This is a genomic window from Glaciihabitans sp. INWT7 (assembly GCF_014217685.1).
GTDB lineage: Bacteria > Actinomycetota > Actinomycetes > Actinomycetales > Microbacteriaceae > Lacisediminihabitans.
The window spans coordinates 2,227,206-2,242,540 of sequence record NZ_CP043653.1 but is presented as its reverse complement, the minus strand read 5'-3'; the positions used below and the strand labels follow the sequence as shown (position 1 = coordinate 2,242,540).

The 15,335-nt window shown below is 66.9% G+C and carries 12 protein-coding genes; 10 read left to right on the top strand and 2 right to left on the bottom strand.

Annotated elements, in window-relative coordinates; translation table 11 throughout:
- Positions 1-3 precede the first annotated feature (3 nt).
- The 6 genes from glgP to F1C58_RS10895 all read left to right on the top strand — a co-directional run bounded on the left by glgP (position 4) and on the right by F1C58_RS10895 (position 7,128).
- Entirely contained in the window at positions 4-2,562 is a 2,559-nt protein-coding gene (gene glgP, locus F1C58_RS10920; protein ID WP_185201137.1) for an alpha-glucan family phosphorylase, read from the top strand.
- Positions 2,563-3,187: 625 nt separating this feature from the next.
- On the top strand, positions 3,188-3,754 hold the full coding sequence (locus tag F1C58_RS10915; protein WP_185201136.1) for an alternate-type signal peptide domain-containing protein: 567 nt from the start codon (positions 3,188-3,190) through the stop codon (positions 3,752-3,754).
- Between the two features lie 105 nt (positions 3,755-3,859).
- On the top strand, positions 3,860-4,474 hold the full coding sequence (locus tag F1C58_RS10910) for a hypothetical protein (RefSeq protein WP_185201135.1): 615 nt from the start codon (positions 3,860-3,862) through the stop codon (positions 4,472-4,474).
- Positions 4,471-5,781 carry an RICIN domain-containing protein gene (locus F1C58_RS10905; protein WP_185201134.1) on the top strand — a complete coding sequence of 437 codons (1,311 nt, stop codon included), beginning with the start codon at positions 4,471-4,473 and terminating at the stop codon, positions 5,779-5,781. The genes F1C58_RS10910 and F1C58_RS10905 overlap by 4 nt, the downstream gene beginning before the upstream one ends.
- Entirely contained in the window at positions 5,778-6,479 is a 702-nt protein-coding gene (locus tag F1C58_RS10900) for a hypothetical protein (RefSeq protein ID WP_185201133.1), read from the top strand. The genes F1C58_RS10905 and F1C58_RS10900 overlap by 4 nt, the downstream gene beginning before the upstream one ends.
- Positions 6,472-7,128, top strand: coding sequence for a signal peptidase I (locus F1C58_RS10895; RefSeq protein WP_185201132.1), 657 nt, complete (start codon positions 6,472-6,474; stop codon positions 7,126-7,128). Before F1C58_RS10900 ends, F1C58_RS10895 begins: the two co-directional genes overlap by 8 nt.
- Position 7,129: 1 nt before the next feature.
- On the opposite strand, the gene ybaK is transcribed toward F1C58_RS10895, so the two are convergent.
- Positions 7,130-7,603 carry a Cys-tRNA(Pro) deacylase gene (ybaK, locus tag F1C58_RS10890; protein ID WP_185201131.1) on the bottom strand — a complete coding sequence of 158 codons (474 nt, stop codon included), beginning with the start codon at positions 7,601-7,603 and terminating at the stop codon, positions 7,130-7,132.
- Positions 7,600-9,690 carry a glycogen debranching protein GlgX gene (gene glgX, locus F1C58_RS10885; RefSeq protein ID WP_185201130.1) on the bottom strand — a complete coding sequence of 697 codons (2,091 nt, stop codon included), beginning with the start codon at positions 9,688-9,690 and terminating at the stop codon, positions 7,600-7,602. Before glgX ends, ybaK begins: the two co-directional genes overlap by 4 nt.
- A 67-nt stretch (positions 9,691-9,757) precedes the next feature.
- Here glgX and F1C58_RS10880 point away from each other — a divergent pair, with 67 nt between their 5' ends.
- The 4 genes from F1C58_RS10880 (at position 9,758) to ligA (ending at position 15,240) form a co-directional block, all read left to right on the top strand.
- On the top strand, positions 9,758-10,942 hold the full coding sequence (locus tag F1C58_RS10880; RefSeq protein WP_185201129.1) for a cysteine desulfurase family protein: 1,185 nt from the start codon (positions 9,758-9,760) through the stop codon (positions 10,940-10,942).
- Positions 10,935-11,477, top strand: coding sequence for a hypothetical protein (locus F1C58_RS10875; RefSeq protein WP_185201128.1), 543 nt, complete (start codon positions 10,935-10,937; stop codon positions 11,475-11,477). The genes F1C58_RS10880 and F1C58_RS10875 overlap by 8 nt, the downstream gene beginning before the upstream one ends.
- Positions 11,478-11,642: 165 nt before the next feature.
- Positions 11,643-12,752 (top strand): tRNA 2-thiouridine(34) synthase MnmA, encoded by a 1,110-nt coding sequence (mnmA, locus tag F1C58_RS10870; protein WP_185201127.1) that lies wholly within the window; start codon positions 11,643-11,645, stop codon positions 12,750-12,752.
- Between the two features lie 208 nt (positions 12,753-12,960).
- Positions 12,961-15,240, top strand: a complete 2,280-nt coding sequence (gene ligA, locus F1C58_RS10865) for an NAD-dependent DNA ligase LigA (RefSeq protein WP_370543647.1) — start codon at positions 12,961-12,963, stop codon at positions 15,238-15,240.
- The last annotated feature ends 95 nt before the right edge of the window (positions 15,241-15,335 follow it).

The following is a 15,335-nucleotide window of genomic DNA, read 5'->3' as shown; positions in this document are numbered from 1 at the left end:
ACGGTGAAGGCTATCCGTCGATTTACCGTCCGCACCGTTCTCCCCGAGGTTCTTGCACCGCTGGAGGAGCTCGCCACGAATCTCCGCTGGTCCTGGCACCTCCCGACCCGGCGCCTGTTCGAAGACATCTCTCCCGAACTGTGGGAGTCGAGCGCCCACGACCCCATCGGTCTCCTCGGCGAGATCGAGCCGGCTCGACTGCAGGAGCTCGCCGCCGATCAGGGTTTCGTCGACCGTGCCGCGAACCTGGCTCAGGACCTGCACACCTACCTCACCGAACCGCGCTGGTACCAGCAGACGGTGACGGATGCCGCCCCCAAGGCGATCGGATACTTCTCGCCAGAGTTCGGCATCGCCGCCGCCCTTCCCCAGTACTCCGGCGGTCTCGGCATCCTCGCCGGCGACCACCTCAAGAGCGCCTCCGACCTCGGTGTGCCGATCATCGGTGTCGGACTGTTCTACCGCTCCGGCTACTTCGCCCAGTCCATCTCCCCGGACGGCTGGCAGCAGGAGTCCTATCCCGTGCTCGACCCCGATGGCCTGCCGCTCTCGGTCTTGCGTCACCCGGATGGCACCGCAGCCCAGGTTGCCCTCGCTCTTCCCGGCGGGCGAGCGCTCTATGCGCGCATCTGGCAGGTCGCAGTGGGTCGCATCCGCCTGCTTCTGCTCGACACCGACATCCCGGAGAACGAGGATGCCCTGCGCTCGGTCACCGACCGCCTCTACGGCGGCGGCGGTGAACATCGCCTGCTGCAGGAGCTGCTGCTCGGCATCGGCGGCGTGCGCGCCATCAAGCTGCTCACCGAGTTGACGGATGCGGATGCTCCCGAGCTGTTTCACACCAACGAGGGCCATGCCGGATTCCTCGGTCTCGAGCGCATCAGCGACCTGATCGGAGAGGGCCTGTCCTTCGACGAGGCACTGCAGGTCGTGCGCGCGGGCACCGTGTTCACCACCCACACGCCGGTGCCGGCTGGTATCGATCGCTTCGACTCCTCGCTGGTGCAGCAGTACTTCTCCACCGACCTGCTTCCCGGGGTCGAGGTCGACGACGTACTCGCCCTCGGAGCCGAGAACTACGAGGGCGGCACGGCCAACACCTTCAACATGGCGGTGATGGGACTTCGGCTCGGCCAGCGCGCCAACGGAGTATCGCAGCTGCACGGTGAGGTGAGTCGCGGCATGTTCGGGGCGCTGTGGCCGGGCTTCGACGCCGACGATGTACCGATCACCTCCGTGACCAACGGCGTGCACGCTCCGACCTGGACCGACCCGTCGCTCGTGGCGCTCGCGGCTGACCGCCTCGGCACGTCTGACACGACGACAGCCGACTGGGCCTCCGAATCCGTGAGTGACGCAGACCTGTGGAATGTGCGAAACGGCATGCGGCAGCAGCTCGTGAGGGATGCCCGTTCCCGAGTCTCCGACGCCTGGGGCGAGCAGAACCCGGGCATCGGCGATCCGTCCTGGTTCTCGCAGCTTCTCGACCCGGATGTGCTGACGATCGGCTTCGCCCGTCGCGTTCCCACTTACAAGCGCCTCACGCTGATGCTCCACGACCCGGAACGCCTCCGCTCCATCCTGCTCTCCAAGGAACACCCGGTGCAGATCGTGATCGCGGGAAAGTCGCATCCGGCCGATGACGAGGGCAAGCGCCTCATCCAGAAGCTGGTGGAGTTCTCCCAGGAGCCGGAGATCCGCAAGCGAATGGTCTTCCTTCCCAACTACGACATCGCGATGGCGCAGTTGCTGTACCCGGGCACGGATGTCTGGCTGAACAACCCGCTGCGCCCGCTCGAGGCCTGCGGCACCTCCGGTATGAAGGCTGCGCTCAACGGCTCGCTCAACCTGTCCATCCTGGATGGCTGGTGGGCGGAGTTCTACGACGAGGAGAACGGCTGGGCCATCCCGAGCGCCGACTCGGCGGGGGATTCGGCCGAGCGCGACAAGCTCGAGGCAGACTCCATGTACGACCTGATCGAGCACCAGATCGCCCCGCGGTTCTATGACCGGGGTGCGGATGGCGTGCCGACACGGTGGGTGGAGTCGATCCGCCACACGCTGTCGACCCTGTCGTTCGAGCTTTCGGCAGACCGCATGGTGCGCGAGTACGTGCAGCGGCTCTACGTGCCATCAGCCGTCGCGCATCGCACGATCTCGGCCGACAACTACGCTCCGGCGCGCGCTCTCGCCGCGTGGAAGACAAAGGTTACTGCGGCCTGGCCCCACGTATCGGTCGCGCACGTCGAATCCGGGGGAGTGGATGCCGTGCCGCAGGTCGGGGACCAGCTGCACGTGCGCGCGCACGTCAACCTGGCCGGGCTGACCCCGGCGGACGTGTCGGTGGAGGTCGTCTACGGGCGTGCCCGTGAGAACGATCGCCTGGAGAACCCTCACAGCGTTGAACTCACACCCTCGCCAACGGTCGGCGATCCGGCTCAGTTCGCCGGCACTGTCACGCTCTCGCGGGCGGGCAGCTTCGGTTATAACGTGCGCGTGGTGCCGCGCAATCCTCTGCTGGCGAGCCCGGCGGAACTCGGACTGATCGCGGTGGCTTCGTAACCTCCGCTTCAGAAGGGCCTCCGGCGATCCGCAGGAGGCCCTTTCCGCGTTCGGTCCCTTTCGTGGTGCGCGGTGTCGCCGACCGCGCGGGTGCCGAGACAGTGCCACGCACGGCGAGTCGATTCGGAGCCGATCTGTTCGATGTGACGCACGAGGCCCGTTCCACGAACCGCGCGCAAGAGAATCTTCAGGATCGTCGATCGACGCTGTCCCCTGGACGCTCAGATTTGTACCCCAGTGAGGCGATTGGCCGCCAACGCTGCCTTCCACGAATCCCACGGAATCCGTGGTTTTCGGGCTTTACTGCGATGGATTCAGTAGAAGAAGCTGCAGTTGACAACTTTTCACATGCCATTTCCGGTATATCGCTTGTGCCCTACTCTGGGGGTACATGGAGGATAGACAACTTGGTCTGTCCTACGTAGTGTTCTTTATGGGGAAGGTGCCCGAGGCAAGCCGCAAGGTGAAACCGAAGGGCATGACAGCCGGTCGGTCTCACCGATGCGGCCACACAGACTCGGAGCTTCGTGCCGATCACGACGCTCATGCCGCCCCGCGGCACAGAACAACCGGCGAGCTACGGCGCGCCCCACCCGACATCAACGGTGTCGCGAAAGGAATGAAAATGAACAAGCTCCTCAAAGGTGCAATCGCCGGCGCAGCTGGCGTCGCCCTCCTCCTCGGCGGTGCGGGTACCTTCGCCCTCTGGAACTCGAGCGCTTCGGTCGCCGGCGGCAACATCGTCGCGGGCAACCTTCTCGTCGCAGACTCTGGCACCGCGGGCACCTGGACCGCGAACGGCACCGCGATCACCCTCGCCTCGTTCAAGGCCGTGCCCGGCGACGTGCTCAAGTTCACCAAGACCGTGAACGTCACCGCATCGGGCAACAACCTGGTCGCGACCCTCGGACTCGGAACTGCCTCGATCACGGGAGCCACCGCTGCAGCAGCAGACACCGCTCTCGCCGGCTACCTCACGGCCAACACCGTTCTCGCCGCGACCGGTTCCGCCATCACGGGATCCGGCCCGACCTACACGGTCACCCCCGGAACCGCCGGCATCGCGTCCTCCCCGGTCACCGTCACGGCGACCATCACCTTCCCGAAGTCCACCACCGCCGGCGCCGAGAACGACGCCAAGCTCGGCTCGGTGAACCTCAACAACCTGACGGTCACTCTCACCCAGAACTAGTCAGACCCGCGCGGGAGCCCACCACCCGAAGGTGGGCCCCTGTGCGAGTGGCCCCGGCCGCATTCACTCCTCATTTTCACGACATTCGGAAAGGCGGTGCCACTGATGACTACTCTCACTGGCACCGCCTCTTCGCGTGGGGGACGACATGTCGCCCGCCGCAGTATCCGCACCCTCGTCTCGGTGCGTTCGATGGTCATGACGACCTTCGCCCTCATCCTCGCCATCGGCCTTGCCGGCGTCGCGAGCGGCGGCACCTACGCCCTGTGGAACAAGTCGCAGGCCACCTCATCCAACGGGGCGATCTCCGCCGGATCTGCCGACCTCAAGGTCTCGACAGCACTGGCCATGCCCACGACGGTGATGTACCCGGGCGAGGTGCTCTACGGTTCGGCCGTGCTGACCAACACGGGAACGATCCCCCTCACCCTTCGCACCAGCGGCCTCGTAGTGCCGACCTCCAACGCGTTCACGCAGTCACTCAGCTTCGGATTCGCCACGGCATCGACCGCGGCGAACTGCAGCGCGGGAACAGTGACCTCCGCCTGGGTCTACAGCACCTTCGCGGCCCCCTCGGTTGCTACCATCGGAACAGCACTCCCCGTCGGCCAGTCGTCGGTCCTCTGCGTCTCCGTGAAGTTCTCGGGTTCACCCGCGAACTCCGCGCAGGGGCAGAGCGCTCTGAACTTCACGGCCACCATCGACGGGATCCAGAATTGAGTACGCCAGGCGCTCCACGACGCGCGACGCGCATCCGGGTGCCACGCGGGGCGATCATCGCGGGGCTCACGGCGTTTCTCGTTCTCGCCAGCACCGGCATCGCGGCCGCGGTCTGGACCTCCGCGTCATCGTCGCTCGGCGGCACCGTGTCGGCCGGAACCCTGTCCGTCACCATCACGCCGGCGGATGTCGCCAACCTGAACGCGACCTACTCGCCCGCGGTGCTCTCCGACACCGCCGCCGTGTCAGTCACCAACTCCGGCAATGTGCCGGCCAACTACACGGTCGAGGTGAAGGCCGCCGCGAACGGGCTCTCTAACGCGACGACCCTCACCGGCTGGATCGTCGCGTCCGCCTCGCAGTGCACCGCGAGCTCCGCCGTCGGAGCCCAGTCCGGCAGCGCTGTGCTCTCCACCGGGCTCTCGACGACAGACGCCGTGCCCGTCGGTGCCGTCGACATCTTCTGCGTGCGAACCACGATCCCCGCGAGCTATGCCACGACGGTGGGACCGGCATCGATTCCGACGGTGACCCTCACCTACTCCCAGGGTTCGTGGAACGGCACCTCCTCGGCCACGGCTACCCAGACCGTGGCCGATACCGTAGCGCCGAGGGCGCCAGGGCGACCCGCGGCGTCCGCGACCTCCGCGGCGAGGACCACCCTCACCTGGGCGGCCTCGACCGACAACGTCGCCGTCACGAGCTATGACATCTACCGCGGCGGCACACTCGTCGGCTCGGTCGCGGCACCGGCCGTCTCCTACACCGACACGGGCCTCACCGGGGGGACGACCTACGCGTACACGGTGAAGGCGCGGGATGCGGCGAACAACGTCTCGGCGGCATCCTCTTCACGGAGTGTCACCACGACGGCGTTCGACACCTCGGTCAACTACCAGATCAAGTTCACCTCTGCGAACCTGTGCATCGACGGTGGCGTCTCACCCGGCGCGAACGGGAACAATCTCGTGACCCTGGCCTGCCAGACCGGTCGCAGCCAGACCTGGCAGTTTGTGAACGTGTCGGGCGCCGATTACAAGATCTTCTCCACCGCGACTCCGAATCTCGTCTGGGACATCAGCGGGGCGAGCACTACCGATGGCTCGTCGGCAATCACCTGGAACTGGTCGGGCAACAACAACCAACTCTGGAACATCACCTCCGAGGGCAACGGGAAGGTGCACGTCGCCAGCGTCAACAGCACGAAGTGCCTGACCCTCAAGAGCAACAACGCCGGTACCCAGGTGCAGCAGTACACCTGCGATGGCACTGCCACCCAGTCCTTCACCCTCACGCAGGTGCCGTGATGCGCTCGCGGATCGCAGCAGTGGCGGCGATGGTCGCCGTCGCATCCGCCCTGGTGCTCGGGGGAACTGTCGCCCCGGCGTCCGCCGCCACGGACAGCGTACTGGTGAGTCGGGATGGGGTGACCTTCGCCCCGACACTCGACGGCGGGCTCTTCGACGGGGTCGGGATGCTCATTCCGGGGCAGTCCGTGAGCCGCTCGCTGTACATCCGGAATCCCTCCGGCTCCGCGGCCGCGCTGCGGGTGAGCATCCGAAACCTCGACTCGACCTCGACGGTTTTCGCCCAGGGGGTGAGTCTGAGCACTGTCGATTCGGTGCCCGGTTTGACGCCGGTATCCCAGGCTCTCTCGACCCTCTCGCCCTGCGAGGTGGTGAGCAACGCCGCGTCCATTGCCACGGGGGACACGGTGAAACTCACACTCACCTTCACCATGGCGGATCTCACCGCCAGCGTGGCGCAATCGGACCGGGCATCCCTCGACCTGATGGTGGCGATGCGGGATGCCGCGGCAGGGGTGTTCTCCGGATCGGCGTGCCGCGACGACGGCACTCTGCTCGCCAACACCGGCAGCTTCCGCACTGTCGCCTTCACGGGAGGTTCCCTGCCCGTGCCACTGATCGTGGGTGGCGGTCTGCTGCTCGGAGTGGGGATGTTCCTGATCGTGGCCCGTCGTGGGCGACAATCAGAGGATGACTGACCACTCGATCCCCGACGGCGAATCTGCCGCCGGCGATCCGCCGCGGCGGCCCCGCTCCGGTCCGCGTCGTGCCGATCGAGACAAGGGCCTCGGCCATTACCTCGGCCTCGCGCTGAGCGGTGCGGTGCTCATTCTCGTTCTGGCGCTCGCGGCGCTGGTCGTCGTCATCCCGAAAGTGGCCGGAGGCATCCCGCTCACCGTTCTGACGAGCTCGATGATTCCGGGACTTCCGCCGGGCACCCTGATCGTGGACGTACCGGTGAAAACCGACGAGCTGAGGGTCGGGGACGTCGCGACCTACCAGATCGTGTCGGGCAAGCCGGGCGTGATCACGCACCGCATTATCGCCATCCACAACGATTCCAACGGCACCCGCGCCTTCCAGTTCAAGGGCGACAACAACAGCCAGCCCGATCCGGGGGAGATCCTCGCCGAACAGGTGAAGGGCCGGGTCTGGTATTCGCTGCCCTACATCGGGTACGTCAATAACGCGGTCAATGGGGAGAACAGGACCTGGATCGTGCCGGTGGTCGCCGGACTGCTCTTCGCCTACGCGGCCTACACGGTGGCGACGGCGATCTCCGCAGCGCGTCGGCAGAAGCGCCGGCGGGCGCGCCGCACGGCATCCTCGCCCCCCGCCGCGCAGTGACTCAGGCGCGGGCGATCGGCGCCAGAAAACCGGCCGTCGCGCGCACCAGGTCTTGCGGTGCGAGCTCGAGGTCGAAGCCGCGGCGGCCACCGGAGACGAAGATCGTGTCGAAGAGCTCAGCCGTCTCGTCGAGCACCGTGCGCAGAGCGGTCTTCTGACCGATCGGGCTGATGCCGCCGACCACGTAGCCCGTGCGCTTCTCGGCCAGTGCTGGGTCGGCCATCGTCGCCTTCTTCGCGCCGAGCGCGCTGGCGAGGGCTTTGAGATCGAGTTTGCCCGAGACCGGCACGATCGCGACGGCGAGGCCGCCATCGACATCCGCGAGCAGGGTCTTGAATACCCGCTCCGGCTCCAGTCCGAGCACCGCGGCGGCCTCGAGCCCGAATGAGGTGTTGGCGGAATCGTGGGCATACTCGTGCTCGATGAACGGGATCCCGAGAGCCGAGAGGGCCGACGTCGCGGGGGTCGCGGTCATGACGAGTGTGCGAGGAACAACTGCATCGAAGCGGGGGCCAGTGTCAATTCCGAGCCGGGGGCGTGGGTCTCGCCCTCGGCGTGGTCGTCCGCACTGTTCCAGAGCAGTTCGTAGGATTCCACGCCTTCGTGCTCGGGCAGGCAGACCGTCTCCGGAGCCTCCAGCCCGTGCACGATGAGCAGGATGCGGTTGAATTCCTCGAACTCGGGAGTGGAGGCCGCCAGGTACTGAAGGGTGCGTTCCGTCGGGGAGTCCCAGTCCTCGATCGACATCGAGAGTCCCTCTTTGTTGAACCAGTCCATCTGGGTCGCCGAAGGCACGGTCTCCCCGAAGATCCCGAAGCGGATCGGCCGCAGAGCCGGGTTCGCCCGGCGCAGCCGGAGCAGCTTCTGGGAGACCAGCAGCAGCTCGTCCTGCCAGTCCTCGTGCTCCCAGGGAAGCCATGTCAGCTCGCTGTCATGACAGTAGGCGTTGTTGTTGCCCCGCTGGCTGCGACCGAATTCGTCGCCGGCCGTGATCATCGGCAGGCCGGCCGAGAGCAGCAGGGTGCCGAGCAGGTTGCGGATCGCCTTCTCGCGAGCCGAGAGGATCGTCGCGTCATGGGTCGGCCCCTCGACGCCGTAGTTGAAGGAGTGGTTGTTGTCCGTGCCGTCGCGGTTGTTCTCGCCATTTCCCAGATTGTGCTTCTGGTTGTAGGCGGTGAGGTCCGCGAGGGTGAAGCCGTCGTGCGCGGTGACGAAGTTGACGGAGGCGAGCGGGCCGCGCTCCTGGGCGAAGACCCCCTTCGAGCCGGAGAGCTTCGACGCGAGCTGGCCGATCCCGATCGGGGCGACACCGTCGGCCCGTGCCGCTCCGATGTCGGTCAGCCAGAAGTTGCGGGTGCGGTCGCGGTAGTCGTCGTTCCACTCCGACCACGGCTCGGGGAAATTGCCGACCTGCCAGCCGCCCATTCCCACGTCCCAGGGCTCGGCGATCATCTTCACGCCCTGCAGCTCCGGGTCGGTGACTATCGCCTCGATGAGCGGATGGTGCGGATCGAACTCCACGCGTTCGTCACGACCGAGGGTCGCAGCGAGGTCGAACCGGAAGCCGTCGATCTGCACCTCGTTGGCCCAGTAGCGCAGCGAATCGAGCACGAGCCGCTGGGCGGCGGGCTGGGCGAAATTCACGGTGTTGCCGCATCCGGTGACGTCGATGTAGTTGCCCTTGGCGTCCTGGCGATAGTACGACGCGTTGTCGAGGCCGCGAAGGGACGTGGTCGGGCCCTCCTTGCCCTCCTCGGCTGTGTGGTTGTAGACCACGTCGAGCACGACCTCGAGGCCGGCTTCGTGAAGCAGTTTCACCATGCCCTTGAACTCGCGCAACACCGCGCCGGTGCCGCCGAACTGGGCCTCGCGCGAGGCGTATTGCGCGTGGGGTGTGAAGAAGTTGAGGGTGTTGTAGCCCCAGTAGTTGCTGAGGCCCTGTTTGATGAGCCGCTGTTCGCTCACGAACTGGTGCACGGGCAGCAACTGGATCGTCGTGACGCCGAGGTCCTTGAGATAGCTGATGGCCGTGTCGTGCGCGAGCCCGGCATAGGTGCCGCGAAGCTCCTCGGGGACTGCCGGGTTGAGCTTCGAGATGCCGCGGGCGTGCGCTTCGTACAGCACGGTGTGGTCGAGCGGCACCTGCGGTTTGGTGGTACCGTTCCAGTCGAAATCGTCGTCTTGCACGTACGAGCGCCAGTCCCCGGATGCCGTGCGGGCAAGGCCGCGGGCGTAGGGGTCGATGAGGTGCATGGCGGGATCGAAGCGGTGGGTCGGTCCGGTCGGTCCGGTCGCCCGCAGTGAGTATCGGGTGCCGGCCACAAGGTTGGGCGAGGTGCCGCACCAGACGTCGCCGTCATCCTTCTGCAACTGGATGCTCTCGGCGACCCAATTCGGATCTTTGCTTCCGTAGATGCAGAGTTCGATGGCGGTGGCACTGGCCGACCAGACCCGCAGCTCGCCGCCGGTGGGGGTCGTGCGCACGCCGAGGTCTCGCAGCGGATCTGAGAGGGGCGCGACCGTCGAGATCAACGAGTCGACGGTCGGATCGGTCACAGGCATGCGTTCTAGAGTAGAGACTCCGTGAGTCGTGCAGGTTACGGCGTGTGCGCAACTGGAGGTGTCATCCGTGCCCGTGTATCTCGACCATGCCGCCACGACCCCGATGCTTCCCGAGGCGATCGCGGCCTACACCGAGGCTCTCGGCATCGTCGGCAACCCCTCCTCCATCCACTCCCAGGGCCAGAACGCCAAGCGGATGCTCGAGGAGGCTCGGGAGAGCGTCGCGGAGTCCCTGGGCTGTGATCCGATCGAGGTCGTCTTCACCTCCGGCGGAACGGAGTCGGTCAACCTCGCCGTGAAGGGGCTGTTCTGGGCGCGGAACGCGAGCGGTACCCGTGCGCGGATCCTCGTGCCGCGCGGCGAGCACCATGCCACCATCGACACCGTCGAATGGCTCGAGCGTTACGAAGGCGCCATCATCGACTGGGTGCCGATCGACGAACTGGGCCGCGTGCGGGTGGACGAGCTCGCCGAGCTCCTCGAGCAGCATGACGACGTCGCCCTGGTGACCCTGCTCTGGGCCAACAACGAGGTGGGCACCGTTCAGCCGATCGCTGAGATCGCCGCGCTCGCCGCCCGTCACGGAGTTCCGGTGCATGCCGACGCGATCTCCGCCTACCGTCACGTGCCGATCGACTTCGCCGCCACCGGTCTTGCGGCACTGTCGGTGTCGGCGCACAAGTTCGGCGGACCGCTCGGCATCGGAGCCCTCGTTCTCGACCGCTCCGCCGTTGTCGTGCCGCTGATCCACGGGGGAGGGCAGCAGCGCGATGTGCGGTCTGGTACCCAGGATGTGCCGGCCGCCATCTCGTTCGGGGTCGCGGCGCAACATCCGGTGACCTCGTTCGCGCCTTTGCGGGACCGCATCATCGCCGGCGTCCGGGCGGCCGTGCCGTCGGCCGTGCTGCGCGGCGACCCCGATCTCGATGCGCGCCTCGACAACAACGCCCACTTCACCTTCCCCGGCTGCGAGGGCGACTCCCTCCTGTTTCTGCTCGATGCCGCGGGGGTGTCGGTGAGCACCGGCTCGGCCTGCCGCGCCGGAATCCCCGAGGCATCCCACGTGCTACTCGGCATGGGGCTCAGCGTGGCCGATGCTCGCGGAGCCCTGCGCATCACCGTCGGGCACACCACCACAGAGGCCGACGTCGACGCGTTCCTGCAAGCACTGCCCGCCGCTGTGGAGCGAGCAACGAGAGCGGGCCTCAACGACCGGGATGTCGCGGCGCGGGTCGACAGCGTCGATGCCTAGGCGACGCTCTTCGGCGATCGCTGCCGCATTGCTCGTACTGATGCTCGCGATGACCGGCTGTACCGCGTCCCCGGCGCCGACTCCGAGCCCGACCGAGAGTGTTCCGGCGGATCCGGCTCTCACCTCCGTGTTCCCCGACGACTTCACCGGCGAGGCAGCGAAGACCGAGACCGTGCGACTCGCGGATGCCATCGTGGCTCTGTTGCCCGCGTCGATCGTCGTGCACGTGGACAGTACCGACCAGCTCGTGCCGGCGACGGCATCCTCCGGGTCGTACTACGGAGTGCTGCGCATCATCTCGCTCGACCCCTCCAACGATCCGGTCGCCATCTCGAAGGCGATGGTGCAGAAGATCGAAGCCTCCGGATGGACGGAACGACAGTCGTCCGATGACGCGACGGGGGTGCACCTCGTGACGCTCACGAGCAATCGCAAGCCGAACATCTCCTGGCTGCTGCAGCTGAGCGGGGATCCCCGGGTCTCCGGGCAGTCGGTGATCCAACTGCAGCTGGCCAGTCCGGACCTGCCCGGCTGAGCCTCTCGTACCGCGCGACCCGCCCCGCCCCGCCCCGCCATCCTGCATAACTCCTGCAATCTGCCGGGCAGGTTTCGGCGGCTCCCGGGTTTCGGGCAACCCCTGCTCGGCCGCCGGCGATCTGCCGGAGTTATGACGAGGGGAGCCGCGCCTACACTGGAAGTCATGAAGGTACTGGCGGCGATGAGTGGCGGAGTGGACTCCGCCGTCGCGGCCGCGCGCGCCGTCGAGGCCGGTCACGAGGTGGTCGGCGTGCATCTGGCGCTCAGCCGCATGCCAGGCACGTTGCGCACAGGGGCCCGCGGATGCTGCACCATCGAGGACTCGATGGACGCCCAGCGGGCGGCCAACATCATCGGCATCCCCTACTACGTCTGGGATTTCTCGGAGCGTTTCGCTCTCGACGTCGTGGACGACTTCGTGGCCGAATACTCGGCCGGACGCACCCCCAACCCCTGCATGCGCTGCAACGAGCGCATCAAGTTCGCGGCCGTGCTCGAGAAGGCGCTCGACCTCGGCTTCGACGCGGTCGCCACGGGGCATTACGCGACGATCCTCACCGACGACGAGGGCAATCGCGAACTGCACCGGGCCGCGGCCTGGGCGAAGGACCAGTCCTACGTGCTCGGGGTGCTCACCGCGGAGCAGCTCGCGCACAGCATGTTCCCTCTCGGTGCGACGCCGTCGAAGGCTGAGGTGCGCGCGGAGGCCGCAGAGCGCGGGTTCAGCGTCGCGACGAAGCCCGACAGCCATGACATCTGTTTCATCCCCGACGGCGACACCCGCGGCTGGCTCGCGGATCGCGTGGGAGCCGAGGAGGGCGTCATCCTGGAGCGGGATGGTTCCGTGGTCGGCAGTCACGAGGGGGCTGCGGCCTTCACCGTCGGCCAGCGCAAGGGTTTGCACCTCGGTGTGCCCTCACCGGACGGCCGTCCCCGGTTCGTGCTCGAGGTGCGGCCGTCGAGCAACACGGTGGTCGTCGGCCCGAAGGAGGCCCTCGATCTCGCCGAGGTCGCCGGGGGCAAGTTCAGCTGGGCGGGGCTCGCCCCGGCCGATCCGTTCACCGAGTTCGCCTGCCACGTGCAGATCCGTGCCCACGCCGACCCGGTGCCGGCCGTTGCCGTGCTTCGGGATGGCGAGCTCGTCATCCGTCCGGATGTGCCTCTCAACGGTGTCGCGCCCGGCCAGACCGCCGTGCTCTACCTCGGCACCCGCGTCCTTGGCCAGTGCACCATCGACCGCACGGTGTCCGCGGTTCCCCTGCCCGCCCGCTGATTCCCCCGTTCTGCCCTTTCATCATTCAGGAAGGTGCGGGGCTGACGGGGCAGGAGTGACTGGGCGGGGTCCCGCAAGGGGGCTCCCGCATCATCCGCATCACACCTTCCTGAATGATGCGCACCACTCGGGGGACGGATGCCGCGTGCTCGGGCAGGCGGCGGCACCGGGAGTGCGGGAGGTCGGCGGTCGAACCTAAGCTGAAGCGGTGGCGAACCTGGAGAAAGACACCGCGGAAGATCTCACCCTCGAGCAGGCCGGGGTGGAGGCCGGAGAGCTGACGACGCGAGTGCTCGAGTTGCGCGATGCCTACTACGAGCGCGACGAAGTGCTCGTGGCCGACGAGGAATACGATCGGATGCTTCATCGGCTCGAAGAGCTCGAGCGCCTGTTTCCCGAGTTGCAGAGCCAGGACTCTCCGACCCAGACCGTGGGGGGTCGCGCCGATTCGACGCTCTTCGCCCCCGTGCGCCATGCCGAGCGGATGCTGAGCCTCGACAACGTCTTCTCTCTCGAGGAATTCGCCGAGTGGGCCGCAAAGGTCGAGCGCAATGCCGGCCGCCACATCGACTACCTGTGTGAGCTCAAAATCGACGGGCTGGCCATCAACCTCCGCTATGAACACGGCGTGCTCGTCACGGCGGCGACCCGCGGCGACGGAGTGGTCGGCGAAGACGTGACCGAGAACATCGCCTTCGTGAAGGTGATACCGACGAAGCTCGCAGGCAGCGGTCATCCGCCGATCGTCGAAGTGCGCGGTGAGGTCTTCTTCGAGTCCGAGATCTTCGAGCAGCTCAACGCCGATCAGGTCGCAGCGGGGGAGCGCGTGTTCGCGAACGCGCGTAATGCGGCATCCGGAAGCCTGCGCCAGGTCGCCGAGAACAAGACTCCCGTGCAACTCGAGCGGATGCACAAGAGGCTCGGGCGTCTGAGCATGCTCGTGCACGGCATCGGTGCGTGGGCGAATCCGCCCGTCGACTCCCAGTCGGCGACCTACGGTCTGCTCAGCCAATGGGGTCTGCCGACCAGCACGCACTTCCGGGTGGTGACGTCGGCAGCGGATGCCGCCGAGTTCATCGAGTATTTCGGCGAACACCGAGGCAGCGTCGAGCACGAGATCGACGGCATCGTGATCAAAGTCGATGAACTCGAGCTGCACGACGAACTCGGCGCGACGAGCCGGGCGCCACGCTGGGCGATCGCGTACAAGTATCCGCCGGAGCAGGTCAACACCAAACTCCTGGACATCGTGGTGAGTGTCGGGCGCACCGGCCGCGTCACTCCCTTCGCCGTGATGGAGAAGGTGCGGGTGGCGGGCAGCGAGGTGCGCCAGGCCACCCTGCACAACCAGGATGTCGTGAAGGCCAAAGGCGTGCTCATCGGGGACACCGTAGTGCTGCGCAAGGCGGGCGACGTGATTCCCGAAGTGCTCGGCCCGGTCGTCGAACTCCGCGACGGCACCGAGCGGGAGTTCGTGATGCCGACGAATTGCCCGGAGTGTGGAACCCTGCTCGCCCCGGCGAAGGAGGGGGATGTCGACCTCCGGTGTCCCAACGCCCGCAGTTGTCCCGCCCAGGTCCGCGGTCGCGTGGAGCACGTCGGCAGCCGGGGTGCGCTCGACATCGAGGGTCTCGGTGAGGTCGGTGCCTCCGCTCTGACCCAGCCCGACGTTCCCGTCGATCCGCCGCTGATCACCGAGGCCGGGCTGTTCTCTCTCACCCTCCGCGACATCTTTCCGATCACCGTGCGGGTGCGGGACCACGAGACCGGCCTCGTCAAACTCGATCCCGACGGATCGGAGCGCACCGAGACGCCCTATCGCAAGAGGCGCAAGAAGTCGGGGAAGGGGGCCGATGCACCCTTCGATCCCCAGGCGACCGATTTCGCCGGCGATGAGGACTCCGTGCCATCCTCGGCCGCCGAGAAGTTTCTCTCCGAGCTCGAGCTCGCAAAGACCAAGGACCTCTGGCGCATCCTCGTGGCACTGAGCATCCGCCATGTCGGGCCCGTCGCCGCTCGTGCGCTGGCCGCGTATTTCGGTTCCATCGCGGCCATCCGGGCGGCGAGCCGGGAGGAGCTCGCGGCGGTAGACGGGGTGGGCGGCATCATCGCCGACGCCCTGATCGACTGGTTCTCCGTCGACTGGCATGTCGAGATCATCGACCGGTGGGCGGATGCCGGAGTGCAGTTGAGCATCCCCGGTCACGCCGGCCCGGGTGCAGCGGTTGCCGCCGGAGGGCCGCTCTCTGGCATCACCGTCGTCGCGACAGGGAGTCTGGAAGGGTTCACCCGCGAGGGGGCCCTCGAAGCGATCATCGCGGCCGGCGGCAAGGCGGCGTCGAGCGTCTCCAAGAAGACGGATTTCGTTGCTGCGGGCCCCGGAGCCGGCTCCAAATTGACGAAAGCCGAGGAACTGGGCCTTCGTATCATCGATGCAGCCCAGTTCGCCGTACTTCTCGAATTCGGTCCGGACGCGCTTAACGGCTGATTCCCGAGATAGTCTCGCGTGTAAACACCGCGTGACTATCTGGTGCCGCTCAGCAAAAACCTAGGTCAGAGGCATATTCGACCCTACTATTGGGG

Excerpts from the sequence above, each read along its gene's own strand:
- F1C58_RS10915 (WP_185201136.1), top strand. The coding sequence starts at position 3,188 with ATGAACAAGCTCCTCAAAGGTGCAATCGCCGGCGCAGCTGGCGTCGCC.
- F1C58_RS10910 (WP_185201135.1), top strand. The coding sequence starts at position 3,860 with ATGACTACTCTCACTGGCACCGCCTCTTCGCGTGGGGGACGACATGTC.
- F1C58_RS10895 (WP_185201132.1), top strand. The coding sequence starts at position 6,472 with ATGACTGACCACTCGATCCCCGACGGCGAATCTGCCGCCGGCGATCCG.
- ybaK (WP_185201131.1), bottom strand. The coding sequence starts at position 7,603 with ATGACCGCGACCCCCGCGACGTCGGCCCTCTCGGCTCTCGGGATCCCG.
- glgX (WP_185201130.1), bottom strand. The coding sequence starts at position 9,690 with ATGCCTGTGACCGATCCGACCGTCGACTCGTTGATCTCGACGGTCGCG.
- F1C58_RS10875 (WP_185201128.1), top strand. The coding sequence starts at position 10,935 with ATGCCTAGGCGACGCTCTTCGGCGATCGCTGCCGCATTGCTCGTACTG.
- mnmA (WP_185201127.1), top strand. The coding sequence starts at position 11,643 with ATGAAGGTACTGGCGGCGATGAGTGGCGGAGTGGACTCCGCCGTCGCG.